The following is a 20085-nucleotide window of genomic DNA, read 5'->3' as shown; positions in this document are numbered from 1 at the left end:
CCGTCATCCGCTCTTCGCTTCACGCAGCCCGCCCTCCGGCCGGTCTTCTGCCACCCGCTGGTCCGTGGGCAGCGACTGCTCATAGATCTGACGCAGGAACGCGATCGCTGCGTCCGCGCGGTTGGGACCCAGACGGTACCGTCGGTGTTTGCCGTCTCGGATCTCGGAGACCAGCTGCGCGTCCCGCAGGACCCTCAGGTGCGCCGAGACCGCGGTCCGGCCGATCGCCGGGAACGCGGCCGCGATGTCTCCGGCCGTGGGTTCGTGTTCCGATGCCAGCAGGGCCAGAACGGCCCGACGGGTCGCGTCGTTGAGGGCACGGAATACCAGGTCGCTCTCGTGGCTGTGGTCGATCACTTCCTGGGACCTCTCATCCTTTCGGAATGCGGCGGCACCGTGAGGCGGCGACAACGTGTCAATGTATGTGTACCCATTGACTTTACTGTCTTCGTGCCCGCCCGGCCAGAGAGGGCGGATGCTCAGGGCGACATCCGGCCCGCCACATGCTCGACGATTCCCTCGTGAACCTGCCCTTCTTCGGCGATCTGCCCTTTCTCCATCAGATACCACCGGTCCGCCACGCCCAGCGCCATGTCCAGGTGCTGCTCAACGAGGAGTACGGCGACCCCGATGGCAGCGAGCAGTCTCACCGCCTCGGCGAACCGGTCCACATTGGCGGGCTGGAGGCCCTCCGTCGGCTCGTCGAAGACGCATACCGTGCCCGGAGCCGCGACCGTCCGGGCGATCGCCAGCATCTTCTGCTCCCCGCCGGAAAGGGTTCCCGCACGTTGGCGTTCCCGGCCCCGGAGGAAGGGGAAGAGCTCCGCCGGCTCCGACAGGTCGCGGATACCGGCCAGCCGCAGATTCTCCGCCACGGTCAGTTCGCCGAGCACCGGCCGGTCCTGGGTGACCACCCGCAGCCCGCTCCGCCTGCGCCGGGAGCCGGGCCAGTCGGTGACATCCCGGTCCGCCAGGAGCGTCACCCCGGCGTCGGCGCTCAGGGTGCCCGACACCGCGGACACCAGCGTGGTCTTCCCGACGCCGTTGCGGCCCAGCAGCGCCACGACCTCGCCGGGCGCGACCGACAGATCGACGCCGCGCACCACGGTGGTCCCCGCGTAGCCCGCGGTGAGCCCACGGATCTCCAGCGCCTTCCTGCCGATGGCGTTCGAAACATCCCGGACACTGGGAGAAGAGGTGCTCATGGCCGGCCTCCCGCCGCCCGGCCGACGTAGACCGCCGACACTTCGGAATTCGACTCGATCTCCGCCACCGTCCCGGTGGCCATGACCTCGCCGCCGCGCAGCACGGTGACCCGGTCGGCGACGCTGCGGATGAAGGCCATGTCGTGCTCGACGACCAGGACCGGCAGTCCGTGGTCGTGAACGAGTCCGCGGAGCACCTCGGCGACCTGCTCGGTCTCGCTCCGGGTCATGCCCGCGGTGGGTTCGTCGAGCAGCAGCACGTCGCAGCCCGCGGTCAGCGTCATGGCGAGCTCCAGCAGCTGCTGCTCGCCGTGCGAGAGACTGCCTGCGAGGGTGTCCATACGGTCCGCGAACCCGGCGGCGTCGAGGACGAACCACGCCTCCGGCGGCAGGTTTGCCGTCCACCGCTGCCGCACCAGTGCGCGCGCACCGTGCGTCCTACCCCACCGGGCCAGGGCGAGATTCTCCGCCAGGGTCAGTGAACCGGCGATGCTCGGTGCCTGGAACTTGCGGCCCAGCCCGGAGCGCGTCAGTTCCCATGGAGGCCGGCCGGTGACGTCCTGGCCGTTCAGCCGCCAGGATCCGTCGGTCGCCGGCGTGAACCCGGACAGCACGTCCAGCAGCGTCGACTTGCCTGCCCCGTTGGGACCGATGAGACAGTGCACGCCCGGTTCGGTGAGGTCCAGGTCCACCCCCCGCAGCGCGGTGAAGGGACCGAAGCGGCAGCCGACCGACCGAACCACCAGTCCCTCCCTGGCCTGGCCGTCCGCCACGGGGGCCGCCCTGCCGAGCACCACCCGCCGGGCGGGGAACCACCTGGCGGGCATGCGATGGCGTACGACGACCGCCACCCCGTCGGGCACGAGGACCACGGCGGCGACGAACGCCGCACCCGTCACCAGCAGCCAGTAGTCCAGCGCCGCGTCGGCCAGCAGGTTCGCACCGGCGCTGACCACCAGCGTGGCGACCACCGGTCCCCAGACGGTCCGCCGCGAGCCCAGCATCGCCCAGACCACGAAATTCGTGCCCATGACGAGCCCGATCAGACCTGGGGAGACGAACTGGACCTGCATGACGTACACCGCGCCCATCAGTCCCGCCACGACGCCGGTGAAGGTGAACACACCGGTCTTCGCCGCTCCCACGTCGTAGCCGAGTGCAGCCATCCGGCGTTCGTTGTCACGTACGGCGGCGAGGGCGACACCGTACGGGCGCCGTGCGAGACTCGCCAGCAGCACGATCACCAGCACTGCCAGGCCCGCCGTCACACCCCGCGCCGCGGTCGGGGTGAAGGAGAGCGCGCCGATGTGGAAGCGCGGGATGTCGGTCAGGCCGTTGAAGCCGCCGGTCACCCCGGTCCAGCGGCCTGCGACCTGTTCCGCCGCGAGAGCCACGACGAAGGTGACGAGGGCGAAGCCGACCGCGTCCAGCCTGCGCCGCAGGCCCACCGCCGCGATCAGCCACGCCATGACCCCGCCGAGCAGCGCCCCGGCACCCAGCCCCGCGAGCGATCCGTAGGCCCCTCCGTGCGCCTCCGCGAACAGACTGAACCAGGCACCCGCGTACGCGCCCGCGCCGAAGGTCACGCTGTGACCGAGATTGAGGATTCCCGCGGTTCCCCAGGTCAGGGCCAGTGCGGCGGTCACCGTGCCGAGAACCAGGAACTGGGCCAGCAGGCCGCCCGCATAGGGCCCGGCGAGGACTGCCGCTGCGGCTGCCAGCGGTATGGGCAGCAGTTGTCGGACGAAGGGGTTCATGTGGCCACCCGGAAACCAGCGGAGGGACGGACCTGCACCGCCAGGAAGGCCAGCACCAGGATCGCCAGGCGGGCCAGGAGCGGATCGGTCCAGAAGGTCGTCAGGTTCTGCACCGCCGCCAGCCCCAGCGCGGCGACGAGTACGGGCGCCACGCGCCGCCCGGCCACGATGACCACGAGGAAGGCGGTGAAGACGTAGTCCAGGCCCATGTCGGGCTGGACGTTGGTGAGGGGCGCGACCAGTGCTCCAGCGGTCGCCGCGAGCGCCGCGCTCGTCGCGAACACCACGAGGTTCACCCGCGTGGAAGGCACTCCCAGGGTCTCCGACAGTGCGGCGTCGTCGGCGACCGCACGGACCCGCAGTCCGAGGGAGGTGAACCGCAGCACGGCGAGAACCGCCACCACGATCGCCACCGCGAACCCGGTGAGCAGCAACTGGTAGGTGGGGAAGGGGACGCCGAGCACCTGGGTCGCACCGGGCAGCGGATTGGCCACCGTCCGGTAGTCCTTGCCGTACGCCAGCTGGATCAGCTGACGTACGACGATCGACAGGCCGAAGGTCGCCAGGATGGACAGCTCCGGTGACCGGTACAGCCGGCGTATCAGCAGCAGCTCGGTCAGTGCCCCCATCCCGAGTCCGACGGCGGCGGCCGCCGCCAGGCCCACCCCCCAGGACAGGCCGTGGTCGGCGGTGACCACGGAGCTGTACGCGCCGACGGTGAGGAACTCGCCGTGCGCCAGGTTGATGATGCGCATCAGCCCGAAGGACAGCGACAGTCCTACGGCCGTCAGTGCCAGGACCGCGGCGGAGGAGAGTACGCCCAGGGTCAGGGCGATGGTCTGGTCCATGCGTCCGTCACCCCGTGCACTTGCTGTCGGCGGCGACGCCCGTGAAGGTCTTCTCGATCCTGACGGCTCCGTCGGCCACCCGTCCGACGTAGACGGGCTGGGTGGCGGTCCTGTTCTTCTCGAACGTGACCTTGCCGGCGGGCGCGTCGAGGGAGAGCCCGCCGAGCTTGGCGGCCACGTCCTTCGCCTGGGTGCTCCCGGCCGCGTTGGCCGCCTGGGCCCATGCCTTGATGGCGACGTAGGTCTGCTCCGAGAGGGAGGTGACGGTCGGGGCCTCGGCGCCGAACTTCTTCCGGTACGCCGTCAGGAAGGCGGAGTTGGCGGGGGACTCGAGGGACTGGAAGTACCCGAGCGAGGTGTACATCCCCTCCGTGACCTTCGGGCCCATGCCGGCCAGCGTGTTCTCCTCGTAGAGGATTCCCAGCCGCTGAGCCTCGCTGTTGCCCAGCCCGGCGTCGTACGCCTGCTTCTCGAAAGCGATCGCGTCACCTCCGACGAGGGCGGGGAGCAGCAGTCCGGGGTTCGCCTGCTGAATTTTCTGGATCACGGCCTGGAAGTCGGTGGTGCCGAGCGGCACGAACGCCGTCCCGACGACCTCCCCGCCCGACGCGGTGATGTACTGCTTGGCCGCATCGAGGCTCGCGCGTCCCCAGGCGTAGTCGTTGCCGAGCAGGAACCACTTCGTGCGGCCCGTGGCGCTCTGCGTCCAGGGGATGGTCTGCTTCAGCTGCTGGCTGGGGACTTCGCCGTTGGTGAAGAGATCCGGGTCGCAGGTGCCGCCCTCGAAGACGGGTGTGTACATGTAGAGCGTGTCGGCGGATCTCGCCGCGGGCAGCACCGCCTCCCTGGTGGCGGAGGTGTGCATGCCCACGAGCACCGAGACCCCGTCGGAGTTGAGCAGGCGGGTGGCCGTCTGTCTGCCGGTGTCGGGGTTGGTCGCGTCGTCGCCGATGACCACGCTGACCTTGCGGCCGAGCACTCCGCCGGAGGCGTTGATCTCCTGGGCCGCGAGTTCCGCGACGTTCCTCGTCGCCGGCCCGAAGAGCCCGGCGGGCCCGGACATGCTGGTCAGCAGGCCGATCTTCAATGCGCCGCCGGAGGCGGACCGCTGCTTTCCGGCGCTCGACTTTCCGCCGTCGGTGGCGCAGCCCGTCAGGGCGAGAGCGGAGGCAGCCGTGACGGCGAGCCAGGTCTTGTTCAGCTGGTGGGACTTGATGGTGGACACTCTTTCCTCCAACATGTCATCGCGTGAGCGAACGATGACATGACCCTCAGGGGTGGTCAACCCTCCAAAAGCCGCAACCAAAGCCGGCGTCGTACGGGCGGCGGCGCAGTGATCGTCCGTGAGCTGTCGAAGCGGATCCGCACGAAGGAGCAGGCCATGAGCGAACCCACCACGAAGGAACCCGGCACGCGGACCGGCCGGGCTGCGCCCGCGGGCGCGCGCAGCCGGCACGAGGCCGTGCAGACGTCCTTGGAACGCGCCGAGGAGGCGGCCCACCTGGGCGGCTTCATCACCCTCGACCGTGATGCAGCCGCCACGACTTCAGACAAGCCGGGCCCGCTGTCCGGCATGACCCTCGCGATCAAGGACAACATCCACGTCGCCGGGCTGCCCAACACGGCCGGTACCCCCGCCCTGCGGGACTTCGTCCCCCCGTGCGACGCGCCCGCGGTACGGCGACTGCGTGACGCCGGTGCCGTCATCCTCGGCAAGGCCAACATGCACGAGTTGGCGTTCGGTATCACCAGCAACAACCAGGCGTTCGGCCCCGTCCGCAACCCACGCGACCCCAGCCGTTTCGCCGGTGGCAGCAGCGGCGGGGTTGGAGCTGTCCGCCTACCTGGCGAAGTACCGGCCGCACATGGACCTCGCCACGCTCGCCTCCCTCATCGCTGGGCCCGACGTACGCGGCGTCTTCGAGGGCTGCATCCTCGACGGGGCCCCGGGCCGGGTCTCCGAGGACGTCTACCGCGAGTGCCTGGCCCAGCGCCGGCGCCTGCGCGCGGCCTACGCGGACACGATCGCCGCACACGGCCTGGACGGCCTGGCCTTCCCGACCACCCCGGCTACCGCGCTTGACCTGGCCACCTGTGACCAGGGCATGATCCTGTGCGGAGAAGACGCCGACACATTCGCCACCTTCATCCGCAACACCGGCCCGGCCAGCGTCATCGGAGCCCCCGGCTTGAGCATCCCCATGGGCGTGGCGACCAACGGCCTGCCGACGGGCCTCGAGATCGACGCTCCCGTCGGAGCCGACCGCGAACTGCTCGCCCTCGGGCTGACCATTGAGGAGATCTGCGGCTGAAGTTCCCTCGGCCGGGGTGGGCGATGCGCTTCTCCTGCAGTCCGCCAAGGGTGCCGCGCTTGTCCGCTGTGGTCATCGGGCCCCGTCCTGCTGACGATGTTCACTCTGTGCGGCCCCGCCACTGTCGCGCCGGGCTCCCTCACCATCCACCCGAATCGCGCAGTGACAGGGCGTACTCAGGTGATCCCGGCGCACAATGGATAGCGACACCTGTGTCGTGCAGAAGGGGTGCGGGTGGACAAGCACTGGGCCACGCCGATGACCCGAGGCGCCGCCGCAGCCGAGGCGGACGCCAAAGGGCTGGTCACCGCGTGGAGCGACGCGGCCCGCAGCCTGCTCGGCTTCGAGACCAGGGACGTGCTGGGCCGCCCTGTGACAGATCTGCTGGCCGAACCCCTGCCGCCTGATGCGCTGCACAGCCTTGCCGACTCGGACGGATGGACCGGCACGGTCACGGCCCGGCACCAGGACGGCCACCACGTCGAGGTGCGGCTTGAGGCACACCCGCTGCGGAGCTCGGACAACGCGGTCCGCTGGTTCCTGAGGGTCACCGCGCCGGAGCCGACGGCGCGGCTGCAGAAGTGGGCTTTGGAGCAGTTCCCCGTACCGGTGGCTCTCTTCGACCAGGACGGGATCGTAGTGTCGACCAATTCCGCGATGGAGAGGGTGACAGGCAGCCCCTTCTGGAAACTGCGGGGCCGGCGGGTGGGCGAGTCCGCCGACAGCCTCCGGCGCCTTCCCGGATTCGAGGGTCTCGACGACGCTGCGCAGCGAGTCCTGCGCACGGGGGAGACCGTGCCGTACGAGGCCTGGCTGCAACCCCGTGCCGAGCCCGGCGAACACGCCTGGCTGGTGTCCCTCAGCCCGTTGAAGGACAGTGCCGACCGCGTACGAGGCATGTGCCTGGCGGCCATGGACAGTACGGACCAGCTCCGCGCCCGACGCAGACTGAGCGTTCTGAACGAGTCCAGCGTCCGCATCGGCTCCACCCTCGACGTGACCCGCACGGCCGAAGAACTGACCGAGGTGTGCACGGAGCACTTCGCCGACTTCGCCCTCGTGGACCTGCTGGATTCCACGCTGGCCGGGGGCGAGACGGCGGCCCCGCCTCCTACTGCGCCCGTCTTCCGTCGCACCGCCTGCCGCTCCGTGCTCGAGGGTTGTCCCGAGGTGACTATTCCCGTCGGCGCCCTCCACGGCTACCGCGAGGGCTCGCCGCAAGGGCGCGTGCTGACCGATGGCCGTGGCATGTTCCACGCGGTTGACGACGCCGGCCGACGCTGGTGGGCCGCGGACTCCCCCGACAGCGTCCGCAGCATCGACGAACACGGCATCCACGCCCTGTTGGTCGTGCCCCTGCGCGCCCGCGGCATCACGCTCGGCCTGGCAATCCTCGGCCGCCATCGAACACTTGAGCCGTTTGACGACGACGACTTGCTGCTCGCCAAGGAACTCGCGGCGCGCGCGGCGGTCTGCGTCGACAACGCCCGCCGCTACACGCAGGAACGCGAAACGGCACTCGCTCTCCAGCGCAGCCTGCTCCCGCAGCACACTCCCCGGCAGGCGGCTGTCGAGGTCGCGTCCCGCTACTGGCCCACAAGCTCCCGTGCCGGCCTCGGCGGCGACTGGTTCGACGTCATCCCCCTGTCCGGAGCCCGGGTCGCTCTCGTCGTCGGCGACGTCGTCGGCCACGGGGTGCAGGCGTCCGCCACGATGGGCCGTCTCCGCACCGCCGTACGCACTCTCGCCGATGTCGATCTGGCCCCCGACGAGCTCCTCACACACCTTGACGACATCGTCCTGCGTCTGGACTCCGAGCGGGCACCGGACGCTGCCGGGGAACCACAGAGCCCGGGCGAGGTCGGCGCCACCTGTCTCTACGTCGTCTACGACCCCGTCTCACGCCGCTGTACCGCAGCCCGCGCCGGTCACCCCGTCCCGGCCATGGTCACCCCACATGGGCATGTCTCATTCCTCGACCTGCCGAGCGGACCACCACTCGGGCTGGGCGGTCTGCCGTTCGAAACGGCAGACTTCGAGCTCCCCGAGGGCAGCGTCCTCGCCCTCTACACCGACGGACTGGTCCACGCCCGCGACCTCGACCTCGACGACGGACTGGCCCTGCTCCGCCGAGCCCTCGGCGGGCCCCGCCGTGCGCTGGAGGAGATTTGTGACGGGATCCTGCACAACCTGCCCGAGCAACCCGCCGACGACATCGCTCTCCTTGTGGTGCGCACCCGCGCGCTGGAAGCGGGCCGGATCGCCACCTGGGAGGTGCCGGCGGACCCCTCGTCCGTCGCCCGGGCCCGTGCGCTGGCAGGCGAGCAATTGGCCGCCTGGCATCTGGAGGACCTCGAATTCGTCACCGAACTCGTCGTGAGTGAACTCGTCACCAACGCCATCCGGTACGGCGGATCCCCCATCCAGCTCCGCCTGATCCGTGATACCGCGCTCATCTGCGAGGTGTCGGACTCCAGCAGCACCGCCCCTCACATGCGCCGGGCCCGGGTCTTCGACGAGGGAGGCCGCGGTCTGCTGCTCGTCGCCCAGCTCACCCAGCGCTGGGGCAGCCGCCCCACCCGCACCGGCAAGACGATCTGGGCTGAACAGGCTCTCCCCACCATGCCAACAGGCCGGGGCTCGTGAGATTTGTCGATCACGACGACCCCGCCGTCGTGCGGTGCCGTCGTCGGCTGCAATCCCATGACTTACGCCCCGCCCTGCCTCCTCCGAGGCGTTCGTTCCTCGCCGGACGCCGCCATCTCCGGCGGACCCGGCTGATGTTCCGACTGTTGGACTACGTGATTCCACGGATGTCGCTTCATGAGGCGATGCACCAGAGTCATACCCGCACTGGGGCCTGCGGTGCACCCGTCCGCATCCCCTTCGAGTCCGAAGGCACTGGCACGTGCGGCAATCGATCGATGCCAAGGTCCTTCTCCCCCCCCCAGCCTGAGACACGCGCCCACCACGTGTTGTGGCCTGCCTCTTTTCCGGGCACACCCCGTGCCCGGGGCACCGCCCACGCGCTGGCCGCGCAGCTGATCACCATTGAGGAGTGCACCACTCCTGACTCGGAGTTCTGGGCCGCTGCCCAGGTCTGCGGCATCACCTGGCAGCTCAGCCTCCGTCCATGCTGGCGCTGCGTCCCCGACCAGCGAGTACGCGTCGGCGCCACCGGGGCGGGGATACCGGGAGATTCCGATGGCGGCTCGGTCAACCCTGGCTGTGTGAAAGCCGCACAGCGGATCAGCCTTACCGCCACCGGCGCACCGAGCGTCAGTTTGTCTTGCGGGTAACCACCCACACGCATGCGAGGCTGAGCGATGTCATGGCTGTGAGGTAAAGGCCGATCGGTGTGGTGGATGAGTAACTCGCGTAGAGCGCTGTGGCGATGGTCGGTGCGATACCGCCCCCCAGGATCGATCCCACTTGGTAACCGAGAGAGGCACCGCTGTAGCGGACTTCGGCCTTGAAGAGCCCCGAGAACAGTGCCGCTATCGGCCCGTAGACCGCACCCATGAATACTGCCGTCACCAGGAGCGCGAACAGAATGAAGGCGGAATTCTTGGTGTTGATCAACGGGAACAGGATGAGCGTGCTCGCTGCAAGGCCTACAGAACCGACCTTGAGCACCGTCGCCTTGCCGTGCCGGTCCGAGAGGGCGGAAGCCCAAGGAATGACCGCCAGCCACACCAGGGAAGCAACGAGCGTGAAGGTCAGAATGAGATCCCGCTTCAATTCGAGCCCGACAGTCGTGTAGGCCAGTAGGTAGGCCATGAAGATATAGCCGACCGCGTTGATGCCGATGAAGGCACCGGCAGAAAGGAGTACCTCCTTCCAGTTTCCCTTCAGTACGGTCACAATGGGCAGGCGCTGCTCCTTCTTCGACTGCTTGACCGCCTCGAAGTCAGGGCTTTCTTCGATGGAGAGCCGAATGACAAGCCCTGCCACGATCATGATGGCGCTGGCCAGGAAGGGAACGCGCCAGCCCCAGGACAGGAATGCGTCATCGCTGAGGTTCTTTGTGAGACCGAGGAACACCAGGTTGGCGATGATGAGTCCGCCCGGCACACCCATCTGCGGAAAGCTGCCGTAGAACGTCTTCTTGTTCTCCGGGGCGTGCTCGACCGCCATGAGGACGGCTCCGCCCCACTCGCCACCGACGCCTATGCCCTGGATGAAGCGCAGGGTGACCAGCAGGATCGGCGCCCAGACGCCGACGGTCTCGTAGGTGGGAAGCAGTCCGATTCCCACCGTGGCGAGTCCCATGGTGAGGAGCGAGATCACCAGCATGGACTTGCGGCCTAGGCGGTCACCGTAGTGACCCATGATGACGCCGCCCACTGGACGGGCGAAGAATCCGACCGAGTACGTGGCGAAGGAGGCCAGGGTGCCGGCCGTCGACGAGGCAGAGGGGAAGAAGAGCGGTCCGAAGACAATTGCCGCAGCCATGCCGTAGATGAAGTAGTCGTACCACTCAATGGCGGTTCCGATGAAGCTGGCCGTAGCTACCCGCAGTGGGCGTACCTGCTTTGGTGTGGCTGACTCGGATAGGTTTCTGTCGATGGTCAATGCTGTCTCCTGCCAGGGTGAATGATGCTGCCGCGGCTGATCATCGGGGTTTGAAGAGAGGTCGGAGTGAAATCACGATGGACTCGCCCAGTTGCCAAGCTGATGAGGCGGCCTGTCCTCACCTCATTTGACGGCTGGGTATGCGCTGCCGCCTTGTGCTCCATTTCCGGCATACCTCTTGGAGTCGGGTCGGGCCGGTCGTCTCAAGCAGGAAGGCTGAGGCACGGTTGTGCCCGGACTGCTTCCGCGAGGTGGAGATAGAGAGTCTGCTGGTTAGCGGACCTGGTCGTTCACCTGTGCTGACTGAGGTGCTGGGCGGTTTGAGTAATCGTCGCCAGACCTACCGACCGAACGATTGGTCGGTTCATGGTTGGTAAGTAAAGGCAGCCGTGCATCCCCTGTCAAGGGAGTTGACCGGATGGGACTTCGCCCGGCTCAACGCCTTGCCGGCGTGCGTCGCGCGTGGATGCCCGAGTGCTCCGGCGGCGGCATGCGAGGGCAAGGGCGGCCCGGTTTGTGCATGTTCCATTCCGCGCCATCGTGCGTAGAACACCTTCGAGACGGGCCGCGCATGCCTGCCGTGGTCACGGCACGCGCGGTCGGGCGCTACTCCGGGGAGGGTGTGACGCCCCTGTCGAGCACCAGGGACACCATCGGGCCCATGGCGCGCCGGGTGGTGGACCTGGCTCTGCTGGACGGCGTCCTCAGTGGTGAGGACACCCCGGTCGCCGCGCGTCCGCCGCGGTCGATCCGGCTGGGGGTGCCGACCGGTTACTTCACCGAGCCGCTGCAGGATGAGGTCGCCGTCCAGTGGGAGACGGCCCTGCGCAACCTGGAGGCGGCCGGCGTGGGCCTGGTGCCGGTCGTTGGAGCTGTCCGCCTACCTGGCGAAGTACCGGCCGCACATGGACCTCGCCACGCTCGCCTCCCTCATCGCTGGGCCCGACGTACGCGGCGTCTTCGAGCACCGCGGCCATTGCGACGGCCGGACGGTGAGGTGAATCCCCAGCCCTCGCCGCCGCCCCCGTCACCCGGCGCAGGGGCGAGGGCTGGGAGCGGCGTGCTGCCGTGCGGCCGATCGGGCGGCCGCGGCGACAGCGAGACAGCCACCAAGCCGGCAGGAAGTCAACGTCGTATGCGTGGCCGGTCGGGCGGCCGCGTGGGGTGAATCCGCCCAAGAAGTACCCGGCATACGCCAGAAAGAGCGCGGACTCGACGACGGGCCTCGCCAGTGCGTGCGCACCCGTGCGGGCTGCGGGGCGATGGGAGAAGGACGCGGGCCACAGGGCATCCCCGGGACCTGTGTCTGGCTCGGACCGCCTGTCGTCGGACAGGCGCACTGCACCATCCTTGTCTCCTGGTTCCCGGCGCCCGTCCGGGGTGACTCGGGCGCCGGGGTGACAACTGTTACCGCTGAGGGCCGTGCGCACATCAGGGAGAACACTGAGTCGTCCACGTATCCGCTTGCCGCATCCGTGGGTCGGCGCTCACGCGATCCGGCGGGCCGAGGACGCTCACCGAGCCCTCGCCGGGAGCCTGTGCACCGTCCACTCGGGCCGGCGCCGCAGGAACACAGGGCAGCCGGCCAGGCTATGCCGGTCACCGCACACGGTGAAACTCGCTGCAGCTCGGGACGGCTGACCGCCTCCGTCACGGCGCTCAGGGCCGAGCGGACGAGCTCTACGCGGTGGTGTCGTCCGCCGCGGCGCGGGTGGCCTTGCTCTGCCGGCGCCGGCGCTGCCCGCGTATGAGGAGCAGTGAGGCCGTGGTACCGGTGGCGACCGGGATGAGCGGCCAGAATCGGAGATCGTCGGTGCCGAGGACGGCCGGGACCAGGGCCAGGGGAGCGATCGTGGCCAGTCCGACGATGATGCCGAACATACAGGGTCCCCGAGGAACGGGCCCACGCGATGGCCACCTTCTCGTACGTCCGACGGGCGAACAGCGCGATCACCACCGCCATGGTCAGGCGGAACGCCAACACGACCATCCGGGGCCGCCACGGCCGGCCCGCGCGTGCGTCCGACATGGCAGCCTCCCTTCCCACACCCCGCAACCCGCAAGATCAGCTGTTACCCCCCCCGGAGATCCTTGACACGACGAAGCTTGCCGAGGGACCGCTCCAGGGTCTCGGGGTCGACGGTCGCCACCTCGACGGTGACGCCCACGCCGTCCTTGATGCCCTGGCTGATCGCCCTGGCGGCGGCCTCGCGCTGTTCGGGGCCGGCGTCAGGGCGGGCCTCGACCTGCACGACCATATGATCCATGCGGCCGCGCTCGGTGAGCTGGATCTGGAAATGCGGGGCCACTGCGGGCGTGCGCAGCACGATCTCCTCGATCTGGCTGGGGAAGACGTTCACGCCGCGCAGGATGATCATGTCGTCGCAGCGGCCGGTGATCTTCTGCATCCGGCGGAAGGCGGGCCGGGCCGTGCCGGGCAGCAGCCGGGTCAGGTCGCGGGTGCGGTAGCGGATGATCGGCAGGGCCTCCTTGGTGAGTGAGGTGAAGACGGCCTCTCCCTCCTCGCCCTCCGCGAGCACGCTGTCCGTGACCGGGTCGACGACCTCGGGGTAGAAGTGGTCCTCCCACACGTGCAGGCCGTCCTTGGTCTCCACGCACTCCTGGGCGACGCCGGGGCCGATCACCTCCGACAGGCCGTAGATGTCGACGGCGTGGATGTCCATGCGCTCCTCGATCTCGCGGCGCATCTCCTCCGTCCACGGCTCGGCCCCGAAGATGCCCGCCTTCAGGGAGCTGGTGCGCGGGTCGATGCCCTGCCGTTCGAACTCGTCGAGCAGGGTGAGCATGTAGGACGGGGTGACCATGATGATCTCGGGCTCGAAGTCCTGGATGATCTGCACCTGGCGCGCGGTCATGCCGCCGGACGCCGGGATCACTGTGCAGCCGGCCCGCTCGGCGCCGTAGTGCGCTCCGAGGCCGCCCGTGAAGAGGCCGTAGCCGTAGGAGATGTGAACCTTGTGGCCGGGGCGGCCGCCGGCGGCGCGGATCGAGCGCGCGACCATGTCCGCCCACATGGACAGGTCGTTGTCGGTGTAGCCGACGACCGTGGGGCGGCCGGTGGTGCCGCTGGAGGCGTGGATGCGCCGTACGTCCGCCATCGGCACGGCGAACATGCCGAAGGGGTAGGTGTCCCGCAGGTCGGCCTTGGTGGTGAAGGGGAACCGGGCGAGGTCCTCCAGCGACCGGCAGTCGTCGGGCCGCACACCGGCCTCGTCGAACTTTGTGCGGTACAGCCCCACGTTGTCGTAGGCGTGCCGCAGCGTCGATCGCAGACGGTCGAGCTGAAGTTCTCTCAGCTGTTCCCGCGTCAGGCGCTCGCCGTTGTCCAGCAGGTCGTGGGGGAGCGGTTCCCCCATGCGGGATGCGGGGGCTGCCGTGGCCGTCGTCTCGTTGCTCATCGCGACTCCTTCGTGGTGGTGCCCGGCGCGCTGTGCGCCGTCGTGTCCCTGGTCGAGCCCGGTGGCGTGCCGGGGATGCTGCGGCTGCGTCCGCGGAACTCCGCGATCACCTCTTCGCCGCGCCGGACGCTCACGTCGTAGATGCCGCTGCGGCCGAACCGGGTGCGCTCCTCGGCGGTCGCCACGAGCACGTCGCCCTCGTACGCCGGGCCGACGAAGGTGATGTCGGCGCCCGCCGCGACGGTCACGGGACCGTGGCTGTTGCAGGCACAGGCGAAGGCGGTGTCGGCGAGCAGGAACACATAGCCGCCGTGGGCGATCTTGTGCCCATTCACCATCGCCGGGGTCACCGTCATGCGGAGCACGGCGGTCCCTGCGCTGTGTTCGAGCAGCTCGATTCCCAGACCGCGGGACGCCTCGTCCGCGGAGAACATCGCCTCCGTAGGAGTCGCGTCTGTGGTTTGTATCACCATTTATACGACCTTGTCTCCCGACCGAACATTCGGTTAGCGTGCGGCACGGCTAAGTAATCCGACCGGACCAATGCCTGTCAAGAGGTGGACCACATGTCGCACAAGAGGTCGAATGGCCCTGATTTCTTCGCGCTCCATCGCACGCTGCTGGAACAGTCGGTCGCCGCCACCGCGAGCCGGGACCACTGGACGCCGTATCCGGAGTCGCCGAGCAAGTCGGTGTACGGCGAGGACGCCGCGAAGAACGGAGAAGCCGCTTTCCGGGACGGGCTCGGGGGCCACTTCGAGCTCCCCGGCCATCCCGGCAACGGAGCGGTACCGGCGACCGAGACCTCTCCGTACGGATTTCCGCTTGATATGACCTACCCCCGCGTCGCCCCGGACGAGGCGGTGACCGCCGCGAAGGCCGCCAGCGGCCCGTGGCGTGACGCGGGGCCGGACACCCGCGCCGGCGTGGCCGCGGAGATCCTCGCCCGTCTGAACGCGGCGAGCTTCGAGATCGCGCACGCCGTGCACCACACGACCGGCCAGGCCTTCGTGATGGCCTTTCAGGCGGGCGGTCCGCACGCTCAGGACCGCGGCCTGGAGGCGGTCGCCTATGCCTGGGCCGAGCAGAAGCGGCACCCGGCTGCGGCTCGCTGGAGCAAGCCGCAGCGCAAGGGCGGACCGCTGGTGATGGACAAAAAGTTCACGCCCGTAGGGCGCGGGGTGGCGCTGTTGATCGCTTGCAACACCTTCCCCACCTGGAACGGCTATCCGGGCCTGTTCGCCTCCCTGGTCACCGGCAATCCGGTCGTCGTCAAGCCGCACCCGGGTGCTGTCCTGCCGCTCGCGATCACCGTGCGCATCGCCCGCGAGGTGCTGGCCGAGGCGGGCTTCGACCCGAACGTGGTGATCCTGGCCGCCGAGAGCCCCGAGGACCGTACGGCGTCGGTGTACGCCCTCCACCCGGACGTACGGATCATTGACTTCACCGGCTCCACCGAGTTCGGCGACTGGCTGGAGACACACGCCCGCCAGGCCGTCGTATATACCGAGAAGGCGGGTCTGAACACCGTCGTCCTGGACTCCACCGACGACTACCGCGGACTGCTGGGCAACCTGGCCTTCTCGCTGGCCCTCTACAGCGGTCAGATGTGCACCACCCCGCAGAACCTGCTGATCCCGCGCGACGGCATCGCCACGGACCAGGGCGTCAAGAGCGCCGACCAGTTCGCCGCCGACCTCGGAGCCGCGCTGGACCGGTTGCTCGGCGACCCGGCCCGCGCGGCCGGCACCCTGGGCGCCCTCGTCAACGACGGTGTGCGCGAGCGGCTGGAGCGGGCCGCCGGGCTCGGCCGTACGGTGCGTGCGTCGGCGCCGGTCGAGCATCCGGAGTACCCGGAAGCGGTCGTCCGTACGCCGCTGGTGGTACGGCTGGATGCGACTGCCGACCGCGAGACCTACACCAGTGAGTGGTTCGGGCCCGTCTCCTTCGTCATAGACACCGACTCCACCGAGCACAGCCTCTCGGTCTTCCGGGAGACCGTGCGGGAACACGGCGCGCTGACCGCCGCCGTCCACTCCACGAGCGAAGACGTGCTGGCCGCCGCCGAGTCGGCCGCCCTGGACGCCGGTGTGCACCTGTCGGAGAACCTCACCGGCGGCGTCTTCGTCAACCAGTCCGCTGCCTTCAGCGACTTCCACGGCAGTGCCGCCAACCCGGCGGCCAGTGCCACCCTTTCCGATCCTGCCTTTGTCACCGGCCGCTTCGCGACGCTGCAGTCACGTCGGCCCGTTCTCGTCGAGGAGTCCGCTCATGCCTGACGACGTCTTTCTGATCGACGGGGCGCGCACCCCGCAAGGCCGCTACGGCGGCGCATTGGCATCCGTGCGTCCCGACGACCTGGCCGCCCTGGTGGTGGGTGAGGCCGTGCGCCGCGCGGGGATCCCGGCGGAGGCCGTGGACGAGGTGGTCCTGGGGGCCGCCAACCAGGCGGGTGAGGACAACCGGGACGTGGCGCGCATGGCCGTGCTGCTGGGGGGGCTGCCGCACACCGTCCCCGGCTACACGGTCAACAGGCTCTGCGCCTCCGGGCTGACCGCGGTCGCAAGTGCCGCCCAGGCGATCCGGTCCGGGGAGGCGGATCTGGTGGTCGCGGGCGGGGTGGAGTCCATGACCCGCGCCCCCTGGGTGATGGCCAAGCCCGGCACCCCCTGGGCCAAGCCGGGGGAGGTGCACGACACCTCACTGGGCTGGCGCTTCACCAATCCGCGCTTCGCAGCCGCCGACCGGGCCGTGCCCGCGGGGGCCGGTCCCGAGACGGCCAAGGTGACTCTCGCGATGGGGGAGACGGCCGAGGAGGTCGCCGCCCTGGACGGCATCACCCGTGCCGAGTCCGACGCGTTCGCGCTGCGCAGTCACCAGCGGGCCGTGGCGGCACGGGAGGCGGGGCGCTTCGACCGCGAGATCGTGCCGGTCCCGGTGAAGGACGGCGAGGTCACCGCTGACGAAGGGCCGCGCCCCGGCACGACGCTGGAGAAGCTCGGAGCTCTGCGGACCATCTTCCGCGAGGGTGGCATCGTCACCGCCGGTTCCTCCTCGCCGCTGTCGGACGGCGCCGCCGCGCTGGTGGTCGCGAGCGGCGAGGCGGTGGAGCGGTACGGGCTCACCCCGCGGGCGCGGATCGTCACGTCCGCGTCGGCCGGCGTCCAGCCCAACATCATGGGCCTCGGCCCGGTGCCCGCCACGCAGAAGGCCCTCGCCCGGGCCGGCTGGCAGGCGGGCGACCTGGACGCGGTCGAGCTGAACGAGGCGTTCGCCGCCCAGGCGCTGGCCGTCATACGCCGTCTCAAGCTCGACGAGGAGAGGGTCAACGCCGACGGCGGCGCCATCGCGCTCGGCCATCCCCTCGGCTGCTCCGGTGCGCGCATCCTGCTGACGCTGCTCGGCCGGCTGGAGCGCGAGGACGCCCGCCGGGGCCTGGCGACGCTGTGCGTGGGAGTCGGTCAGGGCGTCGCGATGCTCGTGGAGCGGGTGTGAGTACCGCCTATGAGACGTTGCTCGTCGAGGAACGGGAAGACCGGGTCGTCGTCACCCTGCACCGGCCCGAGGCTCGCAACGCCATCAGCGGCCGCATGATCGCCGAACTGCACGAGGTGTGCGGGCTGCTGGAAGCGGATCCGAAGCTGCTGCTGCTCACCGGCCACGGCCGCGTCTTCGCGGGCGGCGCCGACATCGCAGAACTGCTGCGACGCGGCCGCGACGAAGCCCTCCAGGGCGTCAACAGCCGCCTGTTCGATCGGGTGCGCAGACTCCCCATGCCCACGCTCGCCGCCGTCGACGGCTGGGCGCTGGGCGGCGGCGCCGAACTGTCGTACGCCTGCGACCTGCGCATCGCCGGTCCGGAGGCCGTCTTCGGCAACCCCGAGCCGGGGCTCGGCATCCTCGCCGCGGCCGGGGCCTGCTGGCGGCTGCCCGAGCTCGTGGGCGAGTCGATCGCCAAGCAGGTGCTGCTCGCCGGGCGGAACCTCGACGCCGCTGCGGCACTGGCGGCCGGCCTGGTCATCGACGTCGTACCGGCGGAGAAGCTGCTGGACGAGGCGCACGCCCTGCTCGACCGCATGGCCCGCTCCTCCGCCACCGCCCTGCGGCTGACAAAGCTCGTCGTCGACTCGCCCGGCGCCCACCCGGTCGCCGACGACCTGGCCCAGGCCGTGCTGTTCGAGGGACAGGACAAGAAGGACCGCATGACACGCTTTCTGGAGAAGAGGAGCCGGGCATGACCTCAGCACCCGCAGTCGTCGGGGTGATCGGCGGCGGCCGCATGGGCGCCGGTATCGCACAGTCCTTCGCGACGGCCGGCTCGGCCGTGACCGTCGTGGAGAGCGGCGAGCAGGCCGCGGCCGCGGCGCTGGACCGCGTCGCCGCCGGCCTGAAGAGAGCAGCCGAACGCGGCGCACTCGCCGAGCCCGCGGAGGAGGTGCTGGCCAGGGTGGCGACGGTCCCGTCCGTCGACGCCCTGCCCTCGCACGCCGACCTGGTCGTCGAGGCCGTCCCCGAGGACGCCGCGCTCAAGGCCCGGCTCCTCGCCGCCGCCGAGCAGGCGGTGAGCCCCGGGACGGTACTGGCCAGCAACACCAGTTCCCTGTCGGTCACCGATCTCGCCGCAGCCCTCACCCGGCCGGACCGCTTCCTGGGCATGCACTTCTTCAACCCCGTGCCCGCCTCCGAACTGGTCGAGATCGTTGTCGCACCCGACACCGGGGCCGACACGGTCGAGGCGGCCCTCGGCTGGACCCGCTGCCTCGGCAAGAAGGACGTCGTCGTCAAGGACTCGCCCGGCTTCGCCAGCAGCCGCCTTGGCCTGGCCCTGGGCCTGGAGGCGATCCGCATGGTCGAGGAGGGCGTCGCGGAACCGGAGGCGATCGACGACGCCATGCGGCTCGGCTACAAGCACCCGATGGGGCCGCTGCGCCTGACCGACCTGGTCGGGCTCGACGTACGCCTCGCCATCGCCGAGCACCTGCACGCCACACTCGGCGAACGCTTCGGCCCGCCCCGGCTGCTGCGGGAGAAGGTCGCCCGCGGCGAGCTCGGACGCAAGACCGGAAAGGGTTTCTACACGTGGGAATGAGCGCGACGAGCGGGCCTCCGGCCGACGAGACGCCGCCGGGCGTCGGCTACACCCTGGACGACGGCGTTGCTGTCATCGAACTACGAAGGCCCTCCGCGGGAAACGCTCTGGACGTGTCGCTGCGCGCCGGACTGATCGCCGCGGTACGCCGGGTGCGCGCCGACGGTGACCTCGTCCGGGCGGTGCTGCTCACCGCCGAGGGCAGGCACTTCTGCGTCGGCCAGGACCTCAAGGAGCACGCGCGGGCCCTGGAGAGCGCACCCGCCTCCGCCTTCGCCATCGTCCGGGACGAGTACAACCCGCTCGTCGAGGAACTGTGCACGCTGCCGCAGCCCGTGGTCGCGGCCATCGAGGGCGCCTGCGTCGGAGCGGGGCTGGGGCTCGCGCTCTGTGCCGACCTGCGGGTCGCGGGAGCCGGTGCCCGCTTCTCGACCGCGTTCACCGGGATCGGCCTCGCCGCCGACAGCGGTCTGAGCGGGGCTCTGACGCAGGCGGTCGGTCCGTCGCGGGCCGCCGCTCTGATGCTGCTCGGCGACCGCTTCGACGCCGAGGCGGCGCAGCAGTGGGGCCTCGTCCACAGCGTCGTGCCGGCCGGCGGTGCCGCTGCGCAGGGTCTGACCCTCGCCCAGCGTCTCGCTACCGGCCCCACGGCCGCGTACGCCGAAGTCAAGGCGCTGCTGCGTGCTGACGGAGCGCCCCTGCCCGTGGTGCTGGAACGCGAGGCGGCGGCCCAGGAACGGCTGGGCACGACCGGGGACCACCGGGCCGCTGTGCGGGCCTTTCTCGAAGGTCAGCAGCCATCCTTCACCGGACACTGATCCGGCTGCCGCACTTGCGGGAACACGAACGCTCAACCATGATGTCGACCGAACGAACGGTC

17 protein-coding genes and 2 pseudogenes are annotated in these 20085 nt (G+C 69.9%); 10 read left to right on the top strand and 9 right to left on the bottom strand.

The window, feature by feature from the left end; genetic code table 11:
- Positions 1–3 precede the first annotated feature (3 nt).
- The 5 genes from OO68_RS46140 to OO68_RS05135 form a co-directional block, all read right to left on the bottom strand.
- A complete protein-coding gene (locus OO68_RS46140; protein ID WP_051814450.1) occupies positions 4–357 on the bottom strand; it encodes an ArsR/SmtB family transcription factor in 354 nt (117 codons plus the stop codon).
- Positions 358–479: 122 nt separating this feature from the next.
- The gene (locus OO68_RS05150) at positions 480–1205 is read right to left on the bottom strand and encodes an ABC transporter ATP-binding protein (RefSeq protein ID WP_051814449.1); all 726 of its coding nucleotides are present in this window, start codon (positions 1203–1205) and stop codon (positions 480–482) included.
- On the bottom strand, positions 1202–2962 hold the full coding sequence (locus OO68_RS05145) for a branched-chain amino acid ABC transporter ATP-binding protein/permease (protein ID WP_033306953.1): 1761 nt from the start codon (positions 2960–2962) through the stop codon (positions 1202–1204). The genes OO68_RS05150 and OO68_RS05145 overlap by 4 nt, the downstream gene beginning before the upstream one ends.
- Positions 2959–3810 carry a branched-chain amino acid ABC transporter permease gene (locus tag OO68_RS05140; RefSeq protein ID WP_051814447.1) on the bottom strand — a complete coding sequence of 284 codons (852 nt, stop codon included), beginning with the start codon at positions 3808–3810 and terminating at the stop codon, positions 2959–2961. The genes OO68_RS05145 and OO68_RS05140 overlap by 4 nt, the downstream gene beginning before the upstream one ends.
- Before the next feature lie 7 nt (positions 3811–3817).
- Positions 3818–5035 (bottom strand): substrate-binding protein, encoded by a 1218-nt coding sequence (locus OO68_RS05135; protein ID WP_051814445.1) that lies wholly within the window; start codon positions 5033–5035, stop codon positions 3818–3820.
- 39 nt (positions 5036–5074) lie between these two features.
- Here OO68_RS05135 and OO68_RS48430 point away from each other — a divergent pair.
- The 3 genes and pseudogenes from OO68_RS48430 to OO68_RS05120 all read left to right on the top strand — a co-directional run.
- A pseudogene (locus OO68_RS48430) lies at positions 5075–5620 on the top strand (amidase family protein); the annotation flags it as partial.
- 55 nt (positions 5621–5675) lie between these two features.
- The gene (locus tag OO68_RS47110) at positions 5676–6122 is read left to right on the top strand and encodes an amidase family protein (RefSeq protein WP_209442548.1); all 447 of its coding nucleotides are present in this window, start codon (positions 5676–5678) and stop codon (positions 6120–6122) included.
- 258 nt (positions 6123–6380) lie between these two features.
- Entirely contained in the window at positions 6381–8768 is a 2388-nt protein-coding gene (locus OO68_RS05120; protein ID WP_033307459.1) for an ATP-binding SpoIIE family protein phosphatase, read from the top strand.
- 633 nt (positions 8769–9401) lie between these two features.
- Here OO68_RS05120 and OO68_RS05115 read toward each other — a convergent pair.
- Positions 9402–10697: an MFS transporter gene (locus tag OO68_RS05115; RefSeq protein WP_033306950.1), complete on the bottom strand. Its 1296-nt coding sequence runs from the start codon at positions 10695–10697 to the stop codon at positions 9402–9404.
- Between the two features lie 418 nt (positions 10698–11115).
- Between OO68_RS05115 and OO68_RS48575 the strand changes: the two are divergent.
- Both OO68_RS48575 and OO68_RS48240 read left to right on the top strand, forming a co-directional pair.
- Positions 11116–11550: pseudogene (locus OO68_RS48575) on the top strand (amidase family protein); the annotation flags it as partial.
- A 13-nt stretch (positions 11551–11563) separates the two neighbouring features.
- Positions 11564–11698: a hypothetical protein gene (locus tag OO68_RS48240; RefSeq protein ID WP_280922464.1), complete on the top strand. Its 135-nt coding sequence runs from the start codon at positions 11564–11566 to the stop codon at positions 11696–11698.
- A gap of 679 nt (positions 11699–12377) precedes the next feature.
- Here the strand turns inward: OO68_RS48240 and OO68_RS05110 are convergent.
- The 3 genes from OO68_RS05110 to paaI form a co-directional block, all read right to left on the bottom strand.
- Positions 12378–12578, bottom strand: a complete 201-nt coding sequence (locus OO68_RS05110) for a hypothetical protein (protein WP_033306949.1) — start codon at positions 12576–12578, stop codon at positions 12378–12380.
- A gap of 191 nt (positions 12579–12769) precedes the next feature.
- Positions 12770–14116, bottom strand: a complete 1347-nt coding sequence (gene paaK / locus OO68_RS05105; protein ID WP_033306948.1) for a phenylacetate--CoA ligase PaaK — start codon at positions 14114–14116, stop codon at positions 12770–12772.
- Positions 14113–14589, bottom strand: a complete 477-nt coding sequence (paaI, locus tag OO68_RS05100) for a hydroxyphenylacetyl-CoA thioesterase PaaI (protein WP_106974268.1) — start codon at positions 14587–14589, stop codon at positions 14113–14115. The genes paaK and paaI overlap by 4 nt, the downstream gene beginning before the upstream one ends.
- 93 nt (positions 14590–14682) lie before the next feature.
- Between paaI and paaN the strand changes: the two genes are divergently transcribed.
- The 5 genes from paaN to OO68_RS05075 are packed head-to-tail and all read left to right on the top strand — an operon-like array spanning position 14683 to position 20023.
- On the top strand, positions 14683–16395 hold the full coding sequence (gene paaN / locus OO68_RS05095; protein ID WP_033306947.1) for a phenylacetic acid degradation protein PaaN: 1713 nt from the start codon (positions 14683–14685) through the stop codon (positions 16393–16395).
- Positions 16388–17611 carry a thiolase family protein gene (locus OO68_RS05090; protein ID WP_033306946.1) on the top strand — a complete coding sequence of 408 codons (1224 nt, stop codon included), beginning with the start codon at positions 16388–16390 and terminating at the stop codon, positions 17609–17611. The genes paaN and OO68_RS05090 overlap by 8 nt, the downstream gene beginning before the upstream one ends.
- Positions 17608–18354, top strand: a complete 747-nt coding sequence (locus OO68_RS05085; protein ID WP_033306945.1) for an enoyl-CoA hydratase/isomerase family protein — start codon at positions 17608–17610, stop codon at positions 18352–18354. The genes OO68_RS05090 and OO68_RS05085 overlap by 4 nt, the downstream gene beginning before the upstream one ends.
- A complete protein-coding gene (locus tag OO68_RS05080; RefSeq protein ID WP_033306944.1) occupies positions 18351–19205 on the top strand; it encodes a 3-hydroxyacyl-CoA dehydrogenase family protein in 855 nt (284 codons plus the stop codon). Before OO68_RS05085 ends, OO68_RS05080 begins: the two co-directional genes overlap by 4 nt.
- On the top strand, positions 19202–20023 hold the full coding sequence (locus OO68_RS05075) for an enoyl-CoA hydratase/isomerase family protein (protein ID WP_051814443.1): 822 nt from the start codon (positions 19202–19204) through the stop codon (positions 20021–20023). The genes OO68_RS05080 and OO68_RS05075 overlap by 4 nt, the downstream gene beginning before the upstream one ends.
- The last annotated feature ends 62 nt before the right edge of the window (positions 20024–20085 follow it).

This window comes from Streptomyces iakyrus, assembly GCF_000717055.1.
GTDB lineage: Bacteria > Actinomycetota > Actinomycetes > Streptomycetales > Streptomycetaceae > Streptomyces > Streptomyces iakyrus.
The sequence above is the reverse complement of the archived record's forward strand: the minus strand, read 5'-3'. Positions and strand labels throughout refer to the sequence as shown.

Coding starts and splice junctions, on each gene's coding strand:
- OO68_RS05145 (WP_033306953.1), bottom strand. CDS start 2,962: ATGAACCCCTTCGTCCGACAACTGCTGCCCATACCGCTGGCAGCCGCA.
- paaI (WP_106974268.1), bottom strand. CDS start 14,589: ATGGTGATACAAACCACAGACGCGACTCCTACGGAGGCGATGTTCTCC.
- OO68_RS05150 (WP_051814449.1), bottom strand. CDS start 1,205: ATGAGCACCTCTTCTCCCAGTGTCCGGGATGTTTCGAACGCCATCGGC.
- OO68_RS47110 (WP_209442548.1), top strand. CDS start 5,676: ATGGACCTCGCCACGCTCGCCTCCCTCATCGCTGGGCCCGACGTACGC.
- paaN (WP_033306947.1), top strand. CDS start 14,683: ATGTCGCACAAGAGGTCGAATGGCCCTGATTTCTTCGCGCTCCATCGC.
- OO68_RS05080 (WP_033306944.1), top strand. CDS start 18,351: ATGACCTCAGCACCCGCAGTCGTCGGGGTGATCGGCGGCGGCCGCATG.
- OO68_RS05120 (WP_033307459.1), top strand. CDS start 6,381: ATGACCCGAGGCGCCGCCGCAGCCGAGGCGGACGCCAAAGGGCTGGTC.
- OO68_RS05090 (WP_033306946.1), top strand. CDS start 16,388: ATGCCTGACGACGTCTTTCTGATCGACGGGGCGCGCACCCCGCAAGGC.
- OO68_RS05075 (WP_051814443.1), top strand. CDS start 19,202: ATGAGCGCGACGAGCGGGCCTCCGGCCGACGAGACGCCGCCGGGCGTC.
- OO68_RS05110 (WP_033306949.1), bottom strand. CDS start 12,578: ATGTTCGGCATCATCGTCGGACTGGCCACGATCGCTCCCCTGGCCCTG.
- paaK (WP_033306948.1), bottom strand. CDS start 14,116: ATGAGCAACGAGACGACGGCCACGGCAGCCCCCGCATCCCGCATGGGG.
- OO68_RS05140 (WP_051814447.1), bottom strand. CDS start 3,810: ATGGACCAGACCATCGCCCTGACCCTGGGCGTACTCTCCTCCGCCGCG.